The organism is Chryseobacterium bernardetii, from assembly GCF_003815975.1.
Classification (GTDB): domain Bacteria; phylum Bacteroidota; class Bacteroidia; order Flavobacteriales; family Weeksellaceae; genus Chryseobacterium; species Chryseobacterium bernardetii.
The window spans coordinates 4,470,491-4,495,037 of sequence record NZ_CP033932.1; the positions used below are offsets into that span (position 1 = coordinate 4,470,491).

Consider the following 24,547-nt stretch of genomic DNA (forward strand, 5'->3'; position numbering starts at 1 on the left):
TAGAATTGCAGATGGATATATTACAAGGAAATCAACACGCAAATCCTGAAGATTTTTATAACTCTTTACAGGAAAAACTGGAGGGTCATCATGATTTTCCCGAGGATTATTTATTTAAATTTATTATTCCTACGGACGAAGCAAAACTTACTGAAATTTACAAAGTTTTTGATGGCATCAAATTTACATTGGGAAACCGCGAAAGCAAAAATGGAAAATACACCGCCTGCAACATTAATGCATTTGTATTAGATGCAAACCAGGTAGTGAATATTTATAAAGAAGTAGCAAAAATAGAAGGCGTTATTCTATTGTAGAATAAAAAGGCTGTCATTTTCTGGCAGCCTTTTTATTGGAGTATAGAAAGAGAGTTATATTACCTTCTTTAACAAAAAAACTGCGGCTGTTTCTTCGAAACAGCCGCAGTTTTTTTATATTTATTTATTATTTCTCAATAAAAAACTTTACATTCTCAATAGGTCTTCCCAACATGGCTACCGAGCCTTTTACCAGGATAGGTCTCTGGATCAGGGAAGGATTTTCAGCGAGAATCTTTATCCATTCTTCTTCTGAATAATTTTTATCTGCATAGTTTTCAGTGTACAGCTTATCTGTCTTCCGAATGATATGAAAAACACTCTGATTAAGCTTTTTCAAAACAGTCTTAATTTCCATAACACTCAGTGGATCTTCAATGATATTAATGATCTCAAAAGCCACTCCGTTTTCATCAAGATACTCTAATACGGCATTTGATTTTGAACAGTTTCCGTTATGTAAAACCTTCACTAGCATTTCTGATTATTTTTATAATTTACACTTGCTCTTAACAAATTTAGCAAGAATTCAATGGATGTTGTCTTAATATTCTGGTAAAAATTTGTTAAAACAAGCCGTGTAATTCGGTTTCAATTTTTTCCAGGATTAATCCGAAATCTTCTGGTTTTTCTACGAAATCAAGATCATCTACCTCAATAATCAATAATTTTCCTTCTGTATAGTTGGAAATCCATTTTTCATATTTCTGATTAAGCTTTGAAAGGTATTCAATGCTGATAGATGCTTCATATTCACGTCCTCTTTTGTAAATTTTCTTTACAAGGTTGGGAACGTCTGATTTCAGATAGATTAAAAGATCCGGTGCAGAAACAAAGGATTTCATCAGGTCAAAAACAGATGAATAATTATTGAAGTCCCTGTCCGAAAGAAGATTCATATCATTTAAGTTTTCTGCAAAAATGTGAGCATCTTCATAAATAGTACGGTCCTGAATAATATTTTTACCACTTTCTCTAATCTCTTTTACCTGTCGGAATCTGCTTCCCAGAAAATACACCTGCAGTGCAAAGCTCCATTTACTCATATCTGAATAAAAATCTTCAAGATAAGGGTTGTGGTCTACGTCCTCAAACTGTGCATCCCATCCGTAATGCTTGGAAAGCATTGTGGTTAAAGTTGTTTTTCCTGCTCCAATGTTTCCTGTAACTGCAATATGCATATTCTTTTTCCTTGTATTTACTGTTAATTGATAAGCTTTTCTACGCCTGCAGCCTGAACTTCGGAAGTCTGTTCAATCAACTGTTCCAATGTATTGTCAGATGGTTTCTTTTCCGCCTCTGTTCCTTTGGACTTGTCTTCAATATTTTCTAAAGGTTTCCCGCTAGACTGTTCTATATTCTGAAGTTCGATTTTCTGTTGTTCCTGCTGTCTGGCTTTCTTTACTTTTTCAAGGCTGTAAAGATAAAGCTTGTTCCCTTTGATTTCAAAATAAGAAAGGATGTTTTTATCCACAATTTGTGCTTCCGGATCATCAAAAACAGGACTCATTCCTTTTTCGGGAACATATTTTAAGATTGAATTGTTGGCAATAACCAAAATGGCATCATTCTCTCTCCTGAACCGTTTTCCGTTCTCCACCGGAGCTTCAAACAGTTTTTCAAACTTCAGGTTATAAATTCTGATATGCTTTTTGGTAAGAACATACACTTTGGTTTCATACACCAGTAAATCCATCAGATCTTCGAAACTAATATCAAAAGGAAATGAGTTGATGGTAGTATCATTTCTGAAGTTATATTGAATAAGGCGCTTTGTACTATCATCTAATAACCATAGCTGCTGTAAATCTTCGGCATAGGCCATTCTGATAAACCCAAATTTCTGTTTAAAATCTATTCTTTGGATTTCATTCATATTCTGGTCTACAAATTTCATTTCCTGAGCGTTTTCAGAAAACAAAGGAACATACAGAGGGTTTTGTACCGTCTGTACTTTATAGGGAACGGTAAGCATCATTTTCCCGATCTGTTTCCCTAAAGAATCATACTTTGTAAAGCTAAAGTCCTTATTTTTATAGATGTACAGATTTCCGTAATCGTCGGCAAGCATATCTTTGGCTTCTTTCAGCTTCAAAGTATCCAAAGGAAGAACATTCTGTGCCGCAGAGGTACAGAAGATAAAAATGCATATCAGGTAGATTAATCTCAAAATTCTTTTACTAAGATAGCGCTCCTCACGGAGCGCTACCAATTTACATATTTATTTTATTCGGACAGAAATTGTTATGAAACTTTTCTTATTTAATAGCAACTTCATAAATCTTTGGCCAGTTCTTCCCTGTTACCAGCATATTTTCTCCTTTAAAAGCAATTCCGTTCAGAACATCATCCGTTCCTTTGGTATTCTGTTTTGCAATTTCAGTGAAATCAAATGTCCCTACAACTTCTCCTGTGGCAGGATTAATTTTCAGGATAATTGGCTTCTGCCATACATTAGCATACAGGAATCCGTTGTGGTACTCCAGTTCGTTTAACTGATCGTATGCCTGTGAACTTCCTGCTACTGCAATATATTTAATCAGTTTTGAAGGATCTTTAGGATCAAGGAAATATAATAATTTACTTCCGTCTGATGCAATCAGGTTTTTCCCGTCATAAGTTAATCCCCAACCTTCACCTAATACGTTTGGATAGGCAAATTCTGAAAGCAATTTAAGGGAATTTTTATCATAAATATATCCTTTTTTGCTTTGCCATGTTAACTGATATACTTTATCACCAACAATAGTACTTCCTTCTGAAAAATCTTCCGGAGCCTGCTTGGTAGAGGCCAGTGGTGTAGTGGTTCCTAAGGTATATTTTAAAATCTGTGAAGATCCGTTCTGCCCGTCGCTTTCATAAATGGTATTTCCCTCTGCCTGGAATCCCTGCACGAAATTTTTAGGATCGTGAGGATATTCTGCTACAATCTGGTAAGCAATATTCTTTTCAGGATTTTTTGCAAATACATTGATGGTTGCATCCTGGTTCAATACTTCTCCCCCTTTTGTTTTGATATTGAAAGTAACGGCATTATCTCCTAAAGTAAAAAACTTCGGATCAATGGTTAAATCTGATGTTTCTTTATCTCCAAAGCTGATGGTTACGCTTTCTGCATTTTCTGTTACTTCTTTCGGAAGCTGAAGTTTGTCACCGAAATGATATCCTTTTGCTTCCATAGAATTATTATAGGTGTTTAATGTATCCAGAATCTCTTTATCTTTATTACAAGATGCCAGTAATAGAATTGCTGCGAAACCCGCTATTATATTTTTTTTCATTGACTTTCTAAATATTTCCCCAAAAATAGCAAATTTTATTCCGTATTGCCAATATTATCCACAGGTTCACCAAATTGTAGGACATATCCGTTGTTATCATACACTGCAAATTCCCTCATTCCCCATTGAAATGTCTCTATCTCATAACAGATTCCGGCTTTTGTTTTAAGGTTTTCCCATAATTCATCCACATTATTTACATTAAAATAAAATGATCCCGTAAAACCAATCGTTACAGGATTTTCATGCCTATTAGGCAAAGTAAACATTATATAAACATCATCTTTTCTAAGGGAAGCCCAATGCCATTCATCATTTCTGCTTAGTAATTCAAAGCCGAGAATATGAATATAAAACCCTATGGTTTCATCTAAGTTCTCAGTCCAAAGCATCGGCCTAAGGCCTGTAAATCTGCTCATGATTCCTGTTGTTCAAAAGTATTCCTGCGAATCTTCATATTGATTGAAACCCAGGTTTCATCATCAATTTTCACTTCGTTCTTTACCTCCGGATCAATAGCAAATCCTACTTTTTTATAGCATTCAACAGCTCCGGTATTCCAATCATATACATTCAGTTCTGCAAGTTCTCTGTTGAAATTGCTGAATCCGTATTTCAGGAGTTCCTTCATTACTTTTTTTCCATAGCCTTTTCCACGGTTATTCTCATCCCAGATCAGAATCCTGCCCAACAGAAATGTTTTCTCTTTTAAAAAAATCTGAGCGTGCCCGATTGTCTTCTGATTCCCGATATCAACTATTTTGAATAGTGTTCTGTTTTCATCAGACAAATCTCTTTCCAACTGATCCTGAGTCAAAGGAAAATGATACATAGGCCCGGCAAACTGCAACAGGGACCTTCTATCTTTAATGTTTGAAATTAATGCAGGCGCATCGTCAATATGAAAAGGCTGTAATACGATCATTCTTTTATTTTTCTAAATATTCTTTTAAACTTTGCCCAACAATTGAGTTCCAGCCGCCTGTAAAATTTTCTCTTGAAAATCCTTCTCCCAAATCTTTAAAGTTATCAATATCTTCATGGGTCAGCTTTATTAAAGTTCCTCCATTTTCAGGCTGCAGTTCCCATATAACAGTTGTTTTCTGATCTGAAAAATCAGGATAAGACCAGGTATGTTTTATTTTTACTTTATTGTAAAAACAGTGTATTATCCATGTGAGAATCCGGTGATTTTTGCTTCATCAAAATCCAGCTGCATTTCGATGGTTCTCATCACGTGATCGTCAAATATTTTCTCTTTTTTCATTCTGTGCAGTTCATTTCTCTGAGCCTGGATGATCTGGCGCAGTACATCTTTATTCTGATTGATTGCTGTAACATAATCTCCGGTAGAGGCCATACACTGGGCCTTATCTGCCATCAGCATCATTTCGTTTTCCAGTTTATGTTTCTGATGACGAACAAGGCTGTTAGATACTGCCAGCTCTGAAAAATCATTCTCAAGTTTATGTAAAGCCGTTTCTTTAAGTTTTCGCATCAGGATCACTTCCTGCTTTTCTTCCGGTAATTCACTTCCGGCATCCTGAATATTCAGCAATTTCAAAATTGGGGCAAGCAATAATCCCTGACCAACCAGGGTAATTAATATAATAACGAAAGTGACAAATAAAATAATGTTCCTATGTGGAAATGCTTCTCCATTAGGTAAAAAGGCAGGAATGGACAGCGCTGCTGCCAGAGAAACAACTCCTCTCATCGCAGCGAAACTGATGATAAATGGTTCACGCCAATCCGGTTTCGGAACTTTTAGTCTTAATTCTTTGGAGCAGAGTCTTGGGAAATACATCAAAGCGTAGCTGTAGACAATTCTTGTTCCGATAATAGCTCCGCCAATCACCACACTGTAGAAAATTCCTTCTGAAATTGTATAATCTGTAAGACCTTCCACTACAATTGGCAATTCAAGACCAATAAGGATAAAAATAATGGTATTCATCAGGAATATCAACACACTCCAGACATTTCCGGACTGTATCCTTGAGGTATGACTCAGATAACAATGGGAATTGTAAGACATCAGTAATCCTCCCGCAACCACTGCTAATACTCCTGAAAAATGGAAGTGTTCTGCTCCTACATACATAATATAAGGAACAATCAGAGTAATCACAGTATCGATATTGGAGTTGGTAGGAATAATCCTCAACAGTGCTCCAAACAGAAAGCCTACCGCCACTCCAACAGCAATTCCTCCGATCGCCATGGTAAAGAAATCCTGAACGGCATCCTTCCAGATAAACTGTCCTGAAATAACGGCTGCCAAAGCAAATTTAAAGACAATTAAGCTGGACGCATCATTAATCAGGCTTTCTCCTTCCAGGATATTGGTGATCTTTTTAGGAATTTTCATATGCTTCAGTACTGAAGTAGCAGCTACGGCATCCGGCGGAGAATTTACTCCTCCCAAAAGAAATCCCATTGCCACGGTGAGTCCGGGAATAATAGAAGATGAAAGATAAGCAACAACTATTGATGTTAAAAACACCAGGCCGAAAGCCATGGAAAAGATCTGTTTTCTCCATTTATGAAAATCCTGCCACGAGGTAAACCATGCAGCTTCAAATAAAATAGGGGGAAGAAAGATAAGGAAAACAAGATCAGGCTCTATTTCTATACGCGGCATTCCCGGAACGAAGCTTATCAGCAACCCTGCAATAACAAGGAAGATAGGATAAGCTACTTTCAGCTTCTGCCCGATCATTACCAATATCATTACAGACAGTAAGACTACAATGGATATTATAACATAACTGTGAATCATCTCGATTTAGTTTTTTTAAGTATTATTTTTTTGTTATTAAACTGGAAAAGCTAACTGATGTGGCTTGCTGTTTATTAACCTACAAGTTTTTTATCTCACGCAAATTTAACTTCAGCTATTTCCCAATCGCTTAAATTAAAGTACAATATTGTTTTTTGGAGTAATTGCCGGTGGAAGATCAGTTTCATCCAGCATATCTCTCATATCTATTTCAATGGTCCGGCTGATTTGGGTAATAGGTACATCATTGGCACTTCCTTCAAAAGGATTTACTGATGCCTCTCCTACACTGTCTAAAGTATGAAAGCACCATGTTACCAGTAAGGAGAAGGGAATATTGAACCAAATTGTCCATCCTTCTACCATGGAGCCTTCTCCCAGTTTATCAAATTCTTTCAACAATCCGAAAGGAACAAATACAATGAATAACAACAAAAGATAGGTTGTAATGGATGAAAAGTTCCTTGGATAAGGAAAGTTTTTAATTCTCTCTGCCTTTCCCTGGCTGTCAGTAAATTTCACCAGCTGCTGATTGATCTGTGCCCATTGAAAGTCATTGATCTCTCCCTTTTCATATGCTTCAGACAAGTCTTTGCTTTGTCTTGCCATCAATTGTGTTGCCCTGTTTTTCTTGGTCAGAATATATTGCAGTTCTGTTTCTGAAAGGTATTTTTTCAGTTCATCATCCAGCTTTGAAAGCCTTTCCGGAATATCATATTTTTTAGCATACTCATCAAACTGAGCAGTTCCTGTATTTTCCCATATCCTGGGTTCTCTAAGCTGAAATCTTAGTGCCGTAAGCCATGCATAATGACGAAGGAACATTTCTTTTACTTTATCCGGGTCTTTACCATGAAGAGAATCTCTTACAATATATCCAAAGCTGCGGCTGTCATTAATAATGGCTCCGTAAATCTGCCTTGCTTCCCAGAGCCTGCTGTAACTGGCATTATTCTTAAATCCTACGATAAAAGCAACTGCAGTCCCCATGATAGCGATAGGCTGCCAGGGTACGGAAAGGAATTTCCAGCCTAAAAAATATAAAACAGTAGGTATAGCTGCCAATACCAGCAGAGCATAGATACTGCGTCTTGTCCAATTGACAAATTCGCGTGCTCCAAATCTTTTTCCTGAATGCATTATGTGTTGTTTTTTGTGTTAGTTATAATCGATATTTTTAATAAAATTTTTCATCAGTGCATTCATCATAACAGGTTATTATCAGTTTTTGGTAAACGGTATATTGTTATAAAAACCAATCTGGATTTGTCCTCTGTTCCTGTTTTCCTGAATCTGATTCATATATCCGGCTTCAATTCTCATGTTTTTATTAATCACATAACCTAAAGCTCCATATACCCTGTTTCTATCAAAAACAGGACTATTGAAATGGAGGAAGATCTCATTATATACGGATGCATACAATGTTTTCGGCAACATTTCTTTTTGAGTGATGGGGATATTTAATCCTAACATATAACGGAACCTCATCCTGAAATCGTCTTCCAGAAAACGTTCTTCCAAACGATAGCGATGCTGGAGGTTAAAACGTCCGAATTTCTGCTTGGTAATATACTGCTGGAAAATTCTGTGCTCTATATTTTCCTTTTTCTCTCCGTTTACATAAGGCTGGCTAAGGATAAATCCATATCCTAACAAGACGTTATTATTATTTTCTGTCAGATCATATCCAATCCCGGTACGGATGAGAAGCTGCTCCAGATCTCCAATGGCATCAAAATTTCTGTACTGAACTTCATTGTGCCAGTTTAATTTCTTACTGATCTTATTATTCCCAAAATACATATACCAGGCACCCAGATCATTTTTCTGTGCCCATGTCAGAACTGAACCTAAACTTAATACCGCGAATGCCAACTTCGTAAAAACCTTTCTCATGCTCATTAATTACTATTATCTATCGTTATTAACAAAATTAATATTTTAAATCAATAATAGCAAACGATATTTTTGTGATTAATGTGAACCAAAGGCTATAGTAAGAAACTTTAAACCTGACATATATCCAATTTCTCCAGTCTCAATCGGGAATCTGCTCTACCAGGATCTCATGTTTACCAGAATCGAAATAAGTACAGGTCATTGTATCAAGGTTCATATTCCAGCCTTCTACTCCATTTTCTGCACAGTCATTACAGAAAGTATAATAATCTGTATCTCCTTGCTGATGAAGTTTTAATTTAGATTTGAAATTGTCAAGATTGGTTTTTTCAGAAATAATAAGCGGACCATATTTACTTCCGGTATGAACTGATTGATGGTCTCTGCTGAAATAGCTTGTATTTCCGTCAGAAACATAAGTTGTATAGTGAGAAACACCCAAACTTTTTATAGCCTGAATGTACTGAGGGAAATCTGCCCCACTTTTTACTTTCTGGTGTGCTGCTGAAATATCTTCAATTGTAAATTCCATCTTTTCTATTTTCTTTCGGTTAGTCTTTTATTTCAAAATAAAGACTAATTTAATGAGAAAATATCAATAAAAAATCAATCGAACCTGTCTTTCAGATAATTGGTATCTATCATTTTACTTTCAATGGCATACACCACCAGGCCAGCTGTATTTTTAGATCCTGTTTTCAAAAGAAGGCTATTACGGTGCCCTTCAACGGTTCTCGAACTGATAAAAAGCCTGTCTGCAATTTCAGGAGTGCTGTATTGTTGACAGATCAGTTCCAACACTTCTTTCTCTCTTTTAGAAATATGATTGGCATCAAAGATACTGGAGATCTTCTTCTTGGGCTCAGTAAGATTCTGGTGCAAAGCCTCCATTACTTCGTTATTATAATAAAACCCTTTTTGATGTACTTCCCTAATGGCATTAAGCAATTCTGAAGGACTTGAATTTTTTTTCAAAAAGGAACACGCCCCAGACTGGATCATATTGACAATAAAAGCTTTTGTATTATAGCTGGTGAGAGCTATAATTTTGATCTGAGGATATTTGATATGGATTTGTTTGGTTGCTTCCACTCCGTTAATTTCCGGCATATTGAGATCCATCAGTATAATATCCGGTAACTCTTCAAGAGAGACAAAAGCATCAAGCAATTCTCTTCCATTGCTGAAATCCCGTACCAGCATAATATCTTTTTCTCTCTGTATTAACAATGAAATCCCCTGGCGAAACAGGGCTTCGTCATCTACGATCATCAGGCGAATGGTGTCTTTTTCCATCTTATAATTGAATTAAAATGTAAATTCTATAGTAATTCCTTTCCTGGTTTCGCTTTCTATCTTCAATGTACCATTGATAAGTTCTACTCTGCTTCTTATGTTCCGTAATCCCAATCCTCCTTTCAGAACGTCTTCATTGAGATTGAATCCTTTACCATTATCCTTATAGATACATGTATTTTTTCCATCCTTTCCTTTAAATATGATATCAATATGAGTACTTTCCCCGTGTTTTATAGAATTATTAATTAATTCCTGAAGTATCCTAAAGATATGCAAATTTTTTTCATCCTCAGCTTTTGCAAAATAAAGGCTGTTGGCATAAGAGATCTGTACGGCTTTAGACATGTTAATTTCTGAGCACAATGCATCTATGGCTGCATGTAACCCAAATTTCTCAAGAATGGGAGGAAGCAGGTCATGTGAGATCTGCCTGGCGCTTTCTGCTGTGGTATTTACCAGACTGATAATTTTGTTTTTCAGTTCACTATATTCCTCTCTCGTTAAATTATCAAAATCCAACAGATGGATATTTAAAGAGACTACACTTAATTTTGAACTGATATCATCATGGAGATCCTGGGCAATCCGTAATCGTTCTTTTTCCTGGGAACTGATAATGGCATGGGTAAGGTCTTTCTCATACCTGAGTTCCAGTTCTTTTTTCTGAAGAAGGTTTTTCGTTATTTTTTTATTTGAAAAATAATAGAATATGACCAGCGTAACTGCCAGCAGGGTAAAAGCCAGAAAGGTATAGACTATAGTGGAAATAATTGTATTTTCATTCATGTTGTAAGGTCATAACAGTTGTTACACATTTTTTCTGCGGGAAAAGAAATACTCTGCAAAAATAAAAAGCTGATACACGATAAACATCACCACATTAAAAACCCAGATTTCTTTGTGAAGATTGGTATTCATTACTGTATACAGATTTCCGGATAAGAAGATTACGGTACTGCTTATCAGATACAGCAGAAGCCCAAGGCTTATATAATTGTATTTTTTTTCAGTATCCAATATATTGTATAAATGAAACAGGGCCAAAATAATAAGAGAATAGGAAGTGACAAATATTTCAAATAAATTGAATACATAATATTTCTCCGGATCTATTATATACTGCACGATCAGAACCGTAGGAATCATTATTAAAAGGAATCGTGCTATATTTTTTTGATATTTTTCAGTTAAAATTTCATGGAAAAAAAGTCCCAGCAACACAAACTGAATAATCAGATAATAATGAGAAAAAAACAAATTATTGATCTTCTGATAATTCAATACATAAAATACGATTTCACAAATTAATATCCATGCCAGATAGCTTATAAAAAATGTATAGGCTCTTCCTGAATGAAAAAAGCCTACACAGTATACTGCCAGATTGATCAGCAGAATGCCCTTTCCAATTAATGACAATATTTCAATCCAATGATCCAATGATCTTCAGTTTTAGATTACTGCTCCCACCATACTACTTTTGAGCATACGCTTGGGCATGGTGTCGTCATATCATAAATATAATCTCCGTTACTGTAATCCACAATATCATTTCCGTCGTCATCTACTCCTACCAGAAGAAATTTAAATACTCCTTCGTCATTAATTGCGTTGTAACCCCGGTAATTTTTAAACCCTTTATCATTATAAAAAATGTCAAACGCATCTTTTGAAGGAATCATGTGCGCTTTTATTTCAACCCCTGAAGTTAATTCTTTTAGCTGCCATCTCTTGGTCCATCTGATGGCATCTTCTAATGATACGGCATTTTTAGGTAATTCCATAGTTATTGGTTTTAAATGTTATAGGTTTTGTACAAAATGAAGTTATGAAAAAAACAAATTATATGGTCAAAATAAACTTATTTTATTTCAATCGTAACAATCTCATTTGTCTTTTTCAAAAATAAAGCAATATGAATAATCAAAAGCGCGTATTTCTACCTGTTTTACAATTCAGATTTTAATACGCTGTTTCCACCTATATGACCAATCCGGAAAACTTGTAAAATCAAAAGAAGTTGTCAGAGGTGAAAATAAGATTGATATCAGCGAACTTCCTGATGGAGCTTACCTGATGAAAACCGAATCAGAAAGCTATAAAATCATTAAAAAGAATTAATCTTATTCGATAGAAACAATTACAGCAGATATTGAAAAAACCGGCAGAAATCTGCCGGTTCTTTTATTTTTTGAAAATCAGTTTCTAGAGATACTATTATATTTACAAGTACTTTTTAACATTTAAGCCATTAAGTCAAAATCTTTAATGCTGAAAACCTGTAGGTTTCATTGGGATCACTACCAGTGTTATTATCTATGCTGATCGATCAGGATCATATTTCCATCCGGATCTTTCAGATAGATATGCTCCGGTCCTGAAGTGGTTTCGTCAGCTTCCTTATCAATCTCTACTCCACCCTCCTTTAAACGTTTCTGAATTTCACGTACATCGTCAAAAGATTCCAGATTTTGGGCATTCTCGTCCCATCCCGGATTAAAGGTCAGCATATTCCTATCAAACATAGCCTGAAACAGACCTATCAAAGTAGTTCCGTTTTTCATGATCAGATAATTTTGTTCTGTAGCTCCAGCCATAACAGCAAACCCCAGTTTTTCATAAAAATCTTTGGATTTCTGAAGATCTTTTACACTTAGGCTGATTGAAAATGCTCCTAATTTCATATGTTTTTAATGGTGAAGATTTTTTAGAATTATTGATTTTTCAGGTGCGTTTTGAAAGTCAAGCTTCCGTCATAACTTTTCCAGTCACCGATCAGTTCAATATATTGCCCCTCAACTTTCTCTGTTTTCCTGTTCCATTTAAAATTATAGACAAATCGTCCTTTAAAAATTCCAGAATGCTTTCCCTTATTCTCTTCCGCCAGTTCGTATTCTCCAAATACGGTTCCCTGCTTTTTAGCATCCTTATACTTTGAAATGGTTATGGTTCCTTCAAATTTGGCATAATGGGTATCTACAAGAGAATATCCTGAAACAAAATATTCCTGGTCATTCTTTTTATTCTGTTCAGAAATATTGATTTTAAGCTTCAGTTCCTGTCCTTTATTTCCAATGGTTCCAATATAAGGCTTACTGTTGTTCAGCCAAGTATTTGAAATATCAGGCATCTGCGCCAACATGCAATTGGCTGCCAGAATGAAGAGCAATAAAAGTTTTTTCATATTGTGATTTTTAAACTCCGAACTGAGCTAAGTGGTGGTTCAAATGTTTTGCAAACATATTGTTCCACTCGTGGGCCTTTAATTTTCCGAAGGAGAAAGATTCTTTACCATCGAAAGCCTCTGCTCCCAATTGCTGGGTTTTTTGGATAAAACCGATCAGTCTTCTTTTTTCTTCTTCAAAATTTTTTCTTCCCGATATTAAAAACTGAGGAGCTGTAGGGGAATCTTTAGGATAAGCTTTTTCACCCACCACTTTAGGTTTTACAAAAGTCTTCAAAATAAACTTTGCAATAGATCCAGGCTTTTTATGCTTTTCCGGCTCATATACCATTTCATATGTAATACAGCAGTGTGCCAGCATCTGATCCACTGTCATTTTCCCCCATAAACCATGCGTATCTTCCACCAGCCTGTTTATCCTGTCAATATAGTTTTGAGCGTCTTTTGCGTCAAATACATTTTCCATATACGATCTGTTTTTACTACAGACAAATATATCAGTTTTTTTGTTTGATTTTTATGGTGGGAGAATTTTTTGTTGGGGGCTCAGGTTTGATATAATTTATTCAGGTTCTTCTTCAGAAACATTATCCACAGTAATTTCCTGCGGAGCAGCCTTCTTAAAAATAAACCAAAGCTTAATTTTCAAAGCAACCCATCCTATGATGGCATAAACAACTAAAAGAATACTTAAGTGTTTCAGGTATGGAAAAGTAAGTTCTACTGATCCTTTCTGAATTAAAAGAATTTTAAAAGCCTGTAAAAACGGAGTTAATGGGATAATGTTGGCAATAAACTGAACAAATGCCGGCATTGCACTTAAAGGCCACGTAAATCCACTGATGATAAATGCCGGTGATGCAATGACCATAAGAATCTGTGTTGCCTTCAGAGCATCCGGGATCAATATACTGATGAATACTCCGAGGAATGATACCGAACCCACAAAAACAGCTGTCAGAAGGATAAAATTAAGTATCCCTTCCGGCATCGGAACCCTGAAGATCATGTGCATGAAGTAGTAAATACTTACAATAAGGATAGAAAATATCCAGATTGGAATTACCTTAATCAGCATGGTTGGGAACGCCCATTTCTTCATTTTCACATATTCTTTTACAAAAGATCCTCTTTGGAATTCTGCTGCAAAACTTACCGCCATTGCCAGTAAAATAACCTGCTGCAGAACTACAGCCAACATCGCCGGCCACATAAAGATCAGGTAGTTCCCGGTAGTATTGAACAGGGTGATATAATTGGCTTTGAAGGGTTCATATTGTGTAGCAGCTTTTGCTGCAGGCATTCCGGCTTTCTGTAACGCTTTGATAGATGCTCCGGCAGAGAATGTCCCTATGGTAAGCTGAAGCGCTTTGGAAGCAAAATTGGCTGTTAAAACGTTTCCTGTATTGATGTAGACATTCAGTTCAGGATATTTCTTCTGAAGCATGTCGCCTTCAAAACGGGATGGAATAATCACCACTGCTGCTGCTTCATGCCGGATTACTTCATCTTTTATACTCCGAGGCTCCTGGATATATCTGATGATCTTAATACTCTTATTATCATCCAACATTTCTGTTAACTGGTTAGACAAAGGAGTATTATCCCTGTCTACTACCAATACAGGAGTATTTTCAACTTTTCCGCTTTGGTAAACAAACCCCAGCAATGTGGCATAAAAGACCGGTGCCACAAAAAACACTGTTCTTAAGGTTGAATTGCTGATAAAAAGCTTGAATTCGCGTTTTAAAAGGCGGAAAAATTCTTTCATCTGTATAATTTAATATTTAAGCAACCAGACGGAATACTCTATGTACTGAGGATAGCCGCCCTGTTTCATTTCGTTATTATTTCAGGATCACATTGGCATTTACCAAAAGGCTTTTAGCCTTATTCATGTCCGTTGGTTTTACTTTAATTTCGTAGATGGCATCCTGTAGTTGATAATCAGGGTAAGCTGTGGTAATATCTGCATATCTCGTCAGTTGCTTGATGTAAACAATAGTTCCCTGCAGGTTTTCTTTGTTGTAAACTACCTGCATATTCACATTCTGGCCTTTTTTATATTTTGCAATGGCACTTTCAGGAACGGTGAATCTGAAGTAAGTACTTTCAGGAATATATCCGTTGAACAAAGCAAATCCTGCTGTGGCTAACTCACCAGTATTTAAGCTGATGGTTTCAATTTCCATATCATTGGTCGCGATGATATATCTTTCTGAATAAGCTACATTGGCTTCCTGTAATGCTCCTTTTGCCTGGGAAGCCTGCCCTGCTGCCATTTCCACTTTTTCAAAACGGGTTCCCCTGTTCACATCATCCAATTCTGCCACTACAGCATCATACTGGGCTTTTGCTCCCTGAAGCTTGGCATATACTTCATCGTGCGCCTGTGGAGACATCAAGCTGTCCCGGAACATATTATTGGCTCTCCTGTAGGACTTCTGTGCAAACTCATATTGTTCTTTCAGTCCTTTATATTTGGCCTGAAGCTGTTTTAACTGATCGGGTGTAGCCCCGTTTTTAGCCATCTGTTCCTGAGCTGTTGCAGCATTTACTGCTCCCTGAGCCTGAGCAATTTTTGCAGAAACTTCAGGTACATCAAGCTGAGCCAGGGTATCTCCCTTTTTTACCGTCTGCCCTTCGGAAACGTATATTTTTAAAATCCTTCCGGTTACTTTTGGAGCAAATGAAATAACCTCTTTTTTGGTCTTCCCTTCAGGTTCTTTTATTTTTTCGTTTTTCTTATCACAACTTCCCAGTAAAAACAGAGAAGCAAAGACTATAGCTATATTTTTATGCATCATTTTAATTTTTATGGGATTAAATAAAATTTGGTAATGTCCAGTTCCTGAGTAGACCTCATCAGTTCTATTCCTGCTCTTCTCTGGTTGAAAACTGCATTCTGATATTCCAGTTCTGCTGCTTCAAGATCATTTTCTGCATCAATAAGCTGGGATGATTTACTCATTCCGTATCTGAATTCTTTTTCAGCCTGCACCAATGCATTTTTGGCCAATTCTTTTTCTTTAGCTTTTAAAGTGATCTGTGCCGTAGCAATATCATAATTGGTCTGGTTATTGGCCAGATTCAATGATAATTTTTTCAATGCATCTTCTTTCTGATTCTGCAGGACCTCTTTACCAACCTTAGCGGTTTCTTCAGCATGTTTTCCTTCTTTCCCGTCAAAAATATCCCATTTAAAGCCTACTCCGGCTGTGATCAAAGGAAAAATATTTATATTATTAGGGCTCCAATTCAGTTTTTTCCCTTCATATCCAAGTAACGGAACAGCAGGCACTACGTTTTCAGAGCTTTTGATACGGTTTCCGTACAATCCGATATAGTATGCTGATGCCATCAACTGAACTTTTGGGATCATCCAGGTTTTTTCTGCCCTGATTTTATAGTCTGCAGCAGCAATTCCATGCTCAAGGGCACGAACTTCAGCTCTCTGCTCTATTCCTTTTTCTGCAGCAAGAAGCTCTACAGGAGATAATACCGGATCTATCAATCTAAGACGTTCCCTGTTGATTCCTGTTAAAATATAAAGCTGGGTAAGAAGCAGTTCTTTTTTTCCTTCATATTCCACTACTTTTGCATTTAAAGTAGCCTGGGCCAGTTCAATTTTCTTATGATCGTAAGGAGTAATAAGACCATATCCCAATGCTTTGTCTGCTGTTTTTTTGTTGATATCCAGCCTTTTTTTACTTTCATCCAACACTTTTTTCGACTGATGAATGAGTGCCAACTGGTCATATGCTTTAGAAATTGTGGCTACCACTTCATCTTTTGTTTTTTCCAACAGAATATCTTCAGACTTCTTTTTTTCTTCTACTGCTTTTTTCAGGTATTTAACTTTTCCTCCTGAATACAAAAGCATTTTGGCATCTGCTTTAGCAACGCCTGAGAATCCTGATACATTGAAGTTATTATTAAATGTTCCTTCGGGAATATTGATAAAAGGGGCCAGATTAATTTCGGGTGACGTAAGTCTTGCTGTTCCGTTAAGGTAACCTGCTTTACCGCTTACTTCCAAAGTGGGAAGAAAGATATCTTTCAACTTGTGTTCATCAAGATCGGTAAGTTTGTTTTGGGTAATCTGCATTTTCAGGTTCGAATCCCGAACCATTGCACTATCCAGAAGTTCTTTAAAATCCGGCGCAGACTGTGCCCAGCCAAAAGCAGGAAAAGCAAAAAAACTAAACGTAAAAATCAATAAATTGTTTTTCATGGTTTATGTTTATAACAAATATAATGCAAAAAATATTAAAATCTTCAATGATAATTCAACAAAACAGTGAATTTAAAATAAGTTTAAAATGTGTTTAAACATAAAAGTCTTTAAAATAATGTCTTATCAAAACCGTTTAAAAGTTAATTAAAAACTAAAAAAAATTGAAAAAAATTTTAACTCCACTTTTATCTCTCTTCTTTTAAGACCTTTTTTGTAGAAAACAAAGGCTATTAAGAGTTCTTAGTTAAAAATTCAAATAGATAAAACAGAACAATATTACTATTAATATGAGTTCGCATTCATGTAATTCTAATTCTTTTAACGCAGGGATTACAAAAGGTTTTAACCAAAATGGAAAATATTTTCGGTCGCAAAGGCATTTCATTTAGCCAAGACTATTATTATTTTGATTCATTACTGAGTGAAACGTCTTTGCGGCCTTAAAAAATGAAGATTTCAGAAAAAACTTAGCAGGCATTGCGTTATAAAAAAGACTTCCTAGATAAGAATTAAAGATAATATCAGTAAATATTATTAATCTGGGGTTTTGGTGAAGAAAACACTGATTCTTTAACGCAGGGATCACAAAAGGTTTTAACCAAAATGGAAAATATTTTTGTTCGCAAAGGCATTTCATTTAGCCAAGACTATTACTATTTTGATTCATTGCTGAGTGAAACGCCTTGTGGCTTAAAAAATGAAGATTTCAGAAAAAACTTAGCGGGCATTGCGTTATAAAAAAGACTTCCTAGATAAGAATTAAAGATAATATCAGTAAATATTATTAATCTGGGATTTTAGTGAAGAAAACACTGATTCTTTAACGCTGGGATCACAAAAGGGTTTAACCAAAATGGAAAATATTTTCGTTCGCAGAGGCATTTCATTCAGCTAAGATATTTACTGCTTCACTACTGAACGAAACACCCTAGCAATCTTAAAAAAATATGACCCATCCTGAAAAGACCTTGCGATTTATTGCGTTAAAATAATGTTATAAAAACATATAAAAGCGAAAACTCCCCACATCACTGTGAGGAGTTTTCTGTTTATAATAAGCTTGCAAATTTTATTTCTGAACTGCTTTTTTCATTCCATTATCAGGTCTTAAAACCCTGTAACGAACTTCTATATCTTTTGGTACATAGAATACCAATGGCAGCTTACTGTTGTATCTTACGATTTCCGGCTTAAGGGTAACAAATTTCTTAGAAAGCTTCTGTCCCGGGCAAGCCATCAATGTTCCTGCTGTTTCCCCTTTTGATTCTACTTCATAATAGTTGTATCCCCATCCCTGAAGATCCTGGCTTTTCATTTCTCCCATTAAAGAGTAATTGTTGCAGTCTAACATTTTTTCAGCCCCTACAAAAACTTCCACTTTTAAATCATTTTCGTTTTTGGCAACCGGAAGCTGTATATATACCTGTTTGTAACCTTCTTTAGCTTTTGGGAACATTTCAATCTGTAGTTTTTCAAACTTTTCTGCCTTCTTTTGAGCGAAAGCGCTTACTCCAGCCATCAATACCAATCCCGTAATTAAAGTTTTTGAAAATTTCATTTTATTTGGTTTTAAATTTTACGTATTTCCTAATAGCCAAAAATCATTCCAAAATCTGAATTCCTGTTCCTTTTGTATGGGCATTCATCTGTGGAGCATAGTAGTTCTGCATTGTAGTAATGCCATTTGAGAACTTTCCGGATGCATTGGCAACCACATCATATTCAAACACATATTTGCCTTTTGGCATATATTGAATATAGAAATTTGTGGACGCATCTTTAGTAGATTGATAATATCCTAAATTATTTTTCCACTGGTATCCTGATAAGGCATCAAGAGGCTCAAATCCTGCAGCACGCATATCTTTAATATGAATGAATTCCATTGCTCTGTCTGTATTCAGGATCATTCTTACGGTTACTTTATCTCCTACTTTTAAAGGTGTTTCCGGTGAGATCTTCTGAAGTTCTTCTCCGTTTACCGTTTTTACCTTTTTATACAGTTCCTTGGTTACGGAAATATAATTTTCGGATGATTTGATTTTATCCAGGTCTTCATAATACTGCCAGAATAACCCTCCCTGAACAATTCCAGGTCCTGGTTTGGTTACCGTAACGGTTCCAAGGTTTTTATCGATAGCATCCGTTTTCACTGTTGATTTCACATATCCTGTGGCCTGAGTCTGAGGAACGATGTCTTTTCCACCCCAAACGATTGTTGCTTTGTCACTTTCAGCACCTGTCCATGATTTTCCTGAATTCAGGATGGTAAAGATCACTTCAGCAGTTCCTCTTGAACTTCCCCATGAGTTCACTTCTTTCTGCGTTACCAGCCAGATCTTCATATCTTCTATAAAATTGGTATCATTTGCTTTTAGCGTATTAAAGGCTTCCAATGCTCCTGCATGATTCACTACTTTAGAACTGAACCAGCCCCAGTCATTCAGGTTTTGTTTCCAGTATACGCCTTGTGTTTTGGTATCTGTTGAAGTTTCTTTAAGGTAATTCATCAACTTATCAGATACGTCTTTCACTCCGTAATCATTCATCAGTAAAGCGGCACGGTGAAGTCCAAAGAAAGTAAAATCGGTAATTTTTGCTGTTTTTGCTTTCTGTTTCACTAAAGCTTTCAAAGCGGCTCCTTTTCCTTTTAAAGGATACTGTTTCTCCCAGTAATTTCTGGTATCCAAATAATCAAGAACCCAATTGCTCCACACATTTTCTTTCTTAGTATCTGCATATTTACTGATCTCGTTATCTACATACTGAATCAGTTTTGCTACCAAAGCATTCTGTCCTGCACTCTGATACTCCGCTGCATTATCTTTTAACCATAGATTGATCTTTCCAAGGTTTTTAAGAATGTACAATGAAGTACCATAAGAACTTGGATATCCTGCATACCACGAGAATCCGCCATCAGGATTTTGTAATTTGCTGAAATCATCCCAATTCTGGTTAATTGAATTTCTCATGGTGTTAACATCAAACAGAAGAGCCAGTTTTTGCATCTGCTCAACCTCATTTTTACTTTCCAGTACCCAAGGGGTTTCATCCAATAATAACTGTTTCAGTTCCTGATTTTTTTCAAGGTTGGAATTTAATAATCCTTTACCCTGGTACTCATCAAACACCGTTTTCATTTTAGGATTTGCTTTGAAGATCTCAGAAGCCAATACATCTGCAAACCATTTGTTGAAAACCACATCCGCAGAACTGTTCTGGTCGTTTTTCAGACTTGGAAGGGCAAACATAATTTCCCAGATCGGATTAGTGGTTAATTCCAATGTATTGGAAACATTAGAAGCCGTGGTTGAAGTATTGTTTTTAAGGTTATCCAACACAAAAGTCTTCGTTTCTCCTTCTTTTACAAAGACAGGTACTGCATCAGTTACCAACATTCTGTTTGGCAATATGGCAACGGCCTGCTGCTCTCCATCAGAATAAGATCCTGCTTTTGCTACTACTTTTAAAATGATAGAGAATACATTATCCGGAACTTTTAATTTCCAGGTTAACGCTCCGTTTCCGTTTTCATCTAGGTCAAAATTCTGTGTTCCTGAAGTAATTCCGAATTTTGAAGAGATGTTTTCATTGGTGAAAGCATCTAAAATCTGTAATTCGGCAGAACCATTCATTTTTTTATTGGTAAGATTGGATAGTTTGGACTGTAAGTTCAGCTCATCCCCTTCTCTTAAGAATCTCGGATAGTTTGGAGTAACTGAGAATTCTTTCTGCGTTACCACTTCTTTTTCCAGGGTAGCCGCTCTTGCATCTTTTGTATGAGCAAGGAACATTAATTTCCATTTGGTCAAAGCTTCCGGAGAAGTGAATTCAAAATTAACGTTTCCTTCTGCATCAGTTTTCAGATCCGGATAGAAGAATGCGGTTTCATTTAAATTCTGACGTACCGGAACTTTTTCCAGCTTCTCTGTAGATTGCTCTACAGCACCTGCAGCAGATGCTACATCCATAGCCTGCATGTCTTCTTTTGCTATAGGAGCTGCTGGGGCAGCCATTTTTGCACTCTTAGCTCTATAGCTAACAACTTCCATAGCAACTGCATTCTTAGGTTTAGGACAACCATTATATTCCGGTAACCCCGGAACAGTAGGGCAAGCATCATCTTTATCAGCAACACCATCTCCATCACGATCAAATCCATCAATACCAAATCTGCCATCAAACCAGTTAAAGTTGGGTACTGACACATAATTTCCATTATAATATTTCAATCGTTTCTGATAACTTTTCTGTAACAGATACTCTCTAACGTCATAAGAACTGATAATATTGAACGGCATATATAATTTATCCCATCCATAGGTATTTACAGCAAACTGGTCCAGAGACATATCATACATATTCGCCAATACTTCTGCATTTACTTTCTCTTTATCATTTCCGGTAACTTTTACGGTCCATTTTTCTTTTGAATTCGGTTCCAGTTTATCCCTGAAAGTAACGGTCTCAATCTTTAAAGGCTTTTCTGTATCCCTGATCTTTAAGGCAGCTGTTTCAGTCTGCACATCGTTAAATGCTACTAACTGGAACTGAAGATTCAGTTCAGAGACGCTTTTATCTTTTGGAATCTCTGCTGTGTATTCAAGGATTCCTTTTTTCAGCTGGTGAGTTTCTGTAATCGTTTTACCGGAACCATCCTGAACAAAGACATTCACCAATGCATCAGGAATGGCAGAATATACATACACTTTCGCTTTTTCACCTCTTACCGTTTCATTCTTTGGTGCAATTACCGTTAAGAATGTCTTCTGATCAGGTTTAAGGGAATTTTTATCCCAAACACTGAAATATTGAGCTGCTTTAATAGTGTCTTTCCCTTCAATATTGAAGAGCTCCAACTGATAATCTCCTGCTTCCAGTTTTCCTAAATCCAAATCGGAGAACTGAGTATCTGACGACGGCTGTTGCTGTCTTTCAACAACAACTTTTTCTGTTTTCCAGTTTTTAATCTCATCATTTTTATCAAATAAATCATGTGGGAATTTGCTGATAAATTCCGTCTTTGAGTAGGTTGGAAGATTCTGAACTTCTGCTTTAAAATTATCTCTGAAAATTCTGTCCGGAGCAGCCAGCTTGGATAATTTAACCTGATATGCTTTTTTAAGAACCTGTTCGTTATAGTTCTTAGTTTCTACTTTTAATTTTGCATTTTCATCACTGAATATATTCTTGATTTCATCAGCTTTGATATAGTGAGAAACTGAAGCTACCTTCAGATCTGTATTGGCTGACTGGGTTTCTCCATTGATATCGGTAACCGAAGCATTAATCTGATAGTTATCAATCTGAATTCCTTCCAGTTTTTCGTCTTTCTTAAGGTCCAGACGAATCACAAACTCTCCTCTTTCATTGGTTTTAGCTTCTCCTAAAATTGAGTTTTCATTATCGTTCCCTCTTGGATACCACCAGAAATATCTCCAGCGGATATTTTGCTTTTTGATCTCGTAATTTACTGTGGTATTGCTTAAAGCCACTCCGGAGAACATCATGGCCTTTCCTTTCATTTCTATAGTTTGTCCGTACTTATATTCATCTTTTACCGGTTCAAAAGTAACTTCAAACTTCGGTCTTTTGTATTCTTCAACCCTGATATCTTTGTAACCCTCACTATCTCCATCCGTATTCAGATAAAAAGTCCCGTTCAGTTTTCCTTTTGGCAGCATAAAACTGCCATGGTAAGATCCAAATTCATTGGTGGTAAAGCTTTGTGAAGAAACTTCCTGGTTATTGGCATCCATCAGCGTGATTTTCTGCTTTAATCCTGAAGTTACAGATTCCGTTTCATTATTTAAACGGGTATTTACTACTTTAAAATAAACCATCTGTCCGGGTCTGTAGATAGCTCTGTCTGTAAAAATTTGTGCTTTGGAACGGACTTCTTTATTAGGGTTATAGGCTTCACGTTCATTATTTCCATATACCTTCATGATCTGGAAATCATTAGTTTTAGGCTGTTGAATCAGATACGTTCTGTAGTATTCTTTATTAGCAGTTGCAGGGAATTTGAAAACTCCTTTATCATTGGTTTTCCCTTCAATTTTATTGATGGAATTGTTGTTTACAAATTCATAAAAACTAAGGTTTTCATTGGCTACGGGTTTTCCATTCTCGCTATTCACTAATTTCAGGTCGTCTGAAAGTGAACCTTTAAGGGATTTGGACTGATAAATGATCTTGTTTCCTGAAACCAGGAAATAGAAGTTCTTTTCAGGATCATTATCTTTTGTATCTGTTCCGGCTACTGAATATTCTGCCACATACACTCCGGAAGGAAGCGGTTTAATTTCCAGTGAAGTTTTATGAAGCTGATAATCTTTCGGGTCTGTAAGCTGATACGTTTCTTTTCTTACCAGGCTCTTTTTTACATTACTGAAATATTTATCAGCGTAAGAGTTCTGCATATATTTTATCAGGGATAAAAAGTCTTCTTTTACTTCATAAATACTGATAGAAAATTCTGAAACATTCTTAGACTCGGCAATAAAATGAATCGGCAGATTATTCTGGGTCTGCTTCTCATATTTGATGCTGAGCACAGGATTGATAATTTGGTTTTCCTTGTTCTTAATGTTTTCAATAAAAGGAGATTCAGGATATTCCTTTTTAGCCTGAGCCGCAACAGCAATAGCCTCCTTTGCTTTATTTTTCATTATCAACTCATCCATGATATCTTCCATGATGACCACTTTATAATCACCTTGTACATCAGATTTAGCTAATTTCTGAAGCTGTTCAAGTTTATCTTTGCACGAGTTGAAATTACAGTTATCCAGCAGCTTATCCTTCATGAAATACAGCTTGGGATTCCCGCTATTCTGGGCAATCAATTCATCAAAAATAGAATTAATAGACTTTCTGTTTTCTGTAAGCTCATTCTTGGTAAAAATATTATTCTCAGATAGAAAGGTTATCTTTTTAATACCATACCAGTCATACAGGCTTGGGAAATAAGCAATATCTTTTGTATCTGAAAACAGGTCTTTATATTTTATCAGTGAAGCTTTCTTCATGTCCTGTTTCTGCAGATCTAGCTCCTGATAACTTTTGGTCAAATAGTTTTTGAAATCAAGTTTCGTCCAGGTCTCAATCTGCGCAAGGTCCTGTGTATTGGTATTGGTTCTTCCGTTGATCTTCCAGTAATTCTGGTTGTAATAATCCAGGAAAAAACCGTTCAGCAGAACTTTATATACGAGTTTCTCTTCTCCTTTCAGTTTTCCTTCCGCATCCTGAAGTTTTTTAAAGAATTTTGAAGCCGCATTATTCTGATCGTCGTCTACGGTTTGGTTTACAATACTGAACTCTGCTTTCAGAGAACGGATTAACTGAATGGTATTATTTTCTTTCATAGCCTGGTTTTCCATGTCTAAAATAATGGGCAGATTAGATTTATAAGCTCCCTTCTGGCTGTTTTCTGCTATTTTTTTCCACTGGTCATCATAATATTTCTGCGCGATAACCGGTGAAAAGCCCAATGATAGCAACGAAAGCATAAATATCTTGGAAAATCTTTTCATATATATT

At 36.1% G+C, this 24,547-nt stretch carries 26 protein-coding genes; 3 read left to right on the forward strand and 23 right to left on the reverse strand.

The genetic code is table 11. The features are described 5' to 3' along the window. Positions 1-11: 11 nt before the first annotated feature. Positions 12-317 carry a DUF493 family protein gene (locus tag EG339_RS20425; protein ID WP_123871728.1) on the forward strand — a complete coding sequence of 102 codons (306 nt, stop codon included), beginning with the start codon at positions 12-14 and terminating at the stop codon, positions 315-317. 127 nt (positions 318-444) lie between these two features. Here EG339_RS20425 and EG339_RS20430 read toward each other — a convergent pair whose 3' ends face one another. The 15 genes from EG339_RS20430 to EG339_RS20500 form a co-directional block, all read right to left on the reverse strand. Further along, positions 445-795 carry an ArsC/Spx/MgsR family protein gene (locus tag EG339_RS20430; protein WP_123871729.1) on the reverse strand — a complete coding sequence of 117 codons (351 nt, stop codon included), beginning with the start codon at positions 793-795 and terminating at the stop codon, positions 445-447. Between the two features lie 88 nt (positions 796-883). Beyond that, entirely contained in the window at positions 884-1,498 is a 615-nt protein-coding gene (locus EG339_RS20435; RefSeq protein ID WP_068943809.1) for a deoxynucleoside kinase, read from the reverse strand. 23 nt (positions 1,499-1,521) lie between these two features. After that, complete coding sequence (locus EG339_RS20440; RefSeq protein ID WP_123871730.1) at positions 1,522-2,487, reverse strand: hypothetical protein; 966 nt, start codon at positions 2,485-2,487, stop codon at positions 1,522-1,524. A gap of 88 nt (positions 2,488-2,575) precedes the next feature. Continuing rightward, positions 2,576-3,598 (reverse strand): glutaminyl-peptide cyclotransferase, encoded by a 1,023-nt coding sequence (locus EG339_RS20445; RefSeq protein ID WP_123871731.1) that lies wholly within the window; start codon positions 3,596-3,598, stop codon positions 2,576-2,578. A 35-nt stretch (positions 3,599-3,633) separates the two neighbouring features. Next, positions 3,634-4,017, reverse strand: a complete 384-nt coding sequence (locus EG339_RS20450) for a VOC family protein (protein ID WP_123871732.1) — start codon at positions 4,015-4,017, stop codon at positions 3,634-3,636. Then, positions 4,014-4,523 carry a GNAT family N-acetyltransferase gene (locus tag EG339_RS20455; protein WP_123871733.1) on the reverse strand — a complete coding sequence of 170 codons (510 nt, stop codon included), beginning with the start codon at positions 4,521-4,523 and terminating at the stop codon, positions 4,014-4,016. The genes EG339_RS20450 and EG339_RS20455 overlap by 4 nt, the downstream gene beginning before the upstream one ends. Before the next feature lie 4 nt (positions 4,524-4,527). After that, complete coding sequence (locus EG339_RS24725) at positions 4,528-4,782, reverse strand: SRPBCC family protein (protein ID WP_317126910.1); 255 nt, start codon at positions 4,780-4,782, stop codon at positions 4,528-4,530. Continuing rightward, a complete protein-coding gene (locus EG339_RS20465; RefSeq protein ID WP_123871734.1) occupies positions 4,767-6,380 on the reverse strand; it encodes a Na+/H+ antiporter in 1,614 nt (537 codons plus the stop codon). Before EG339_RS20465 ends, EG339_RS24725 begins: the two co-directional genes overlap by 16 nt. 135 nt (positions 6,381-6,515) lie before the next feature. Beyond that, complete coding sequence (locus tag EG339_RS20470; RefSeq protein WP_123871735.1) at positions 6,516-7,520, reverse strand: bestrophin family protein; 1,005 nt, start codon at positions 7,518-7,520, stop codon at positions 6,516-6,518. Between the two features lie 81 nt (positions 7,521-7,601). Further along, positions 7,602-8,279, reverse strand: a complete 678-nt coding sequence (locus EG339_RS20475; RefSeq protein ID WP_123871736.1) for a DUF2490 domain-containing protein — start codon at positions 8,277-8,279, stop codon at positions 7,602-7,604. 142 nt (positions 8,280-8,421) lie between these two features. Beyond that, positions 8,422-8,814 carry a DUF1398 domain-containing protein gene (locus tag EG339_RS20480; protein WP_123871737.1) on the reverse strand — a complete coding sequence of 131 codons (393 nt, stop codon included), beginning with the start codon at positions 8,812-8,814 and terminating at the stop codon, positions 8,422-8,424. A 74-nt stretch (positions 8,815-8,888) separates the two neighbouring features. After that, positions 8,889-9,578: a response regulator transcription factor gene (locus EG339_RS20485; protein WP_123871738.1), complete on the reverse strand. Its 690-nt coding sequence runs from the start codon at positions 9,576-9,578 to the stop codon at positions 8,889-8,891. A gap of 12 nt (positions 9,579-9,590) precedes the next feature. Continuing rightward, complete coding sequence (locus EG339_RS20490; protein WP_123871739.1) at positions 9,591-10,367, reverse strand: sensor histidine kinase; 777 nt, start codon at positions 10,365-10,367, stop codon at positions 9,591-9,593. Between the two features lie 21 nt (positions 10,368-10,388). Beyond that, a complete protein-coding gene (locus tag EG339_RS20495) occupies positions 10,389-11,021 on the reverse strand; it encodes a hypothetical protein (protein ID WP_123871740.1) in 633 nt (210 codons plus the stop codon). Between the two features lie 17 nt (positions 11,022-11,038). Next, positions 11,039-11,365, reverse strand: a complete 327-nt coding sequence (locus tag EG339_RS20500; RefSeq protein WP_123871741.1) for a hypothetical protein — start codon at positions 11,363-11,365, stop codon at positions 11,039-11,041. Positions 11,366-11,546: 181 nt separating this feature from the next. Here EG339_RS20500 and EG339_RS24805 point away from each other — a divergent pair, with 181 nt between their 5' ends. Continuing rightward, positions 11,547-11,702, forward strand: coding sequence for a T9SS type A sorting domain-containing protein (locus EG339_RS24805; RefSeq protein WP_225719206.1), 156 nt, complete (start codon positions 11,547-11,549; stop codon positions 11,700-11,702). 191 nt (positions 11,703-11,893) lie between these two features. Here the strand turns inward: EG339_RS24805 and EG339_RS20510 are convergent, their stop codons facing one another. From EG339_RS20510 to EG339_RS20535, 6 genes are all read right to left on the reverse strand, one after another. Then, the gene (locus EG339_RS20510; protein ID WP_123871742.1) at positions 11,894-12,265 is read right to left on the reverse strand and encodes a VOC family protein; all 372 of its coding nucleotides are present in this window, start codon (positions 12,263-12,265) and stop codon (positions 11,894-11,896) included. A gap of 29 nt (positions 12,266-12,294) precedes the next feature. Beyond that, positions 12,295-12,765 (reverse strand): hypothetical protein, encoded by a 471-nt coding sequence (locus EG339_RS20515; RefSeq protein WP_123871743.1) that lies wholly within the window; start codon positions 12,763-12,765, stop codon positions 12,295-12,297. Between the two features lie 10 nt (positions 12,766-12,775). Beyond that, complete coding sequence (locus EG339_RS20520) at positions 12,776-13,231, reverse strand: DUF1569 domain-containing protein (RefSeq protein ID WP_123871744.1); 456 nt, start codon at positions 13,229-13,231, stop codon at positions 12,776-12,778. Between the two features lie 96 nt (positions 13,232-13,327). Next, complete coding sequence (locus tag EG339_RS20525) at positions 13,328-14,536, reverse strand: ABC transporter permease (protein ID WP_123871745.1); 1,209 nt, start codon at positions 14,534-14,536, stop codon at positions 13,328-13,330. Between the two features lie 76 nt (positions 14,537-14,612). Continuing rightward, positions 14,613-15,569 carry an HlyD family secretion protein gene (locus EG339_RS20530; protein ID WP_123872740.1) on the reverse strand — a complete coding sequence of 319 codons (957 nt, stop codon included), beginning with the start codon at positions 15,567-15,569 and terminating at the stop codon, positions 14,613-14,615. A gap of 11 nt (positions 15,570-15,580) precedes the next feature. Further along, entirely contained in the window at positions 15,581-16,999 is a 1,419-nt protein-coding gene (locus EG339_RS20535) for a TolC family protein (RefSeq protein ID WP_123871746.1), read from the reverse strand. Positions 17,000-17,605: 606 nt separating this feature from the next. On the opposite strand from EG339_RS20535, the gene EG339_RS24670 reads away from it, so the two are divergent. Further along, positions 17,606-17,740, forward strand: coding sequence for a hypothetical protein (locus tag EG339_RS24670; RefSeq protein ID WP_262706874.1), 135 nt, complete (start codon positions 17,606-17,608; stop codon positions 17,738-17,740). A 331-nt stretch (positions 17,741-18,071) separates the two neighbouring features. Here the strand turns inward: EG339_RS24670 and eco are convergent, their stop codons facing one another. Together eco and EG339_RS20545 are read right to left on the reverse strand one after the other, a co-directional pair. Continuing rightward, positions 18,072-18,560: a serine protease inhibitor ecotin gene (gene eco / locus EG339_RS20540; protein WP_123871747.1), complete on the reverse strand. Its 489-nt coding sequence runs from the start codon at positions 18,558-18,560 to the stop codon at positions 18,072-18,074. A 43-nt stretch (positions 18,561-18,603) separates the two neighbouring features. Continuing rightward, positions 18,604-24,540 carry an alpha-2-macroglobulin family protein gene (locus EG339_RS20545; protein WP_123871748.1) on the reverse strand — a complete coding sequence of 1,979 codons (5,937 nt, stop codon included), beginning with the start codon at positions 24,538-24,540 and terminating at the stop codon, positions 18,604-18,606. Positions 24,541-24,547 lie beyond the last annotated feature (7 nt).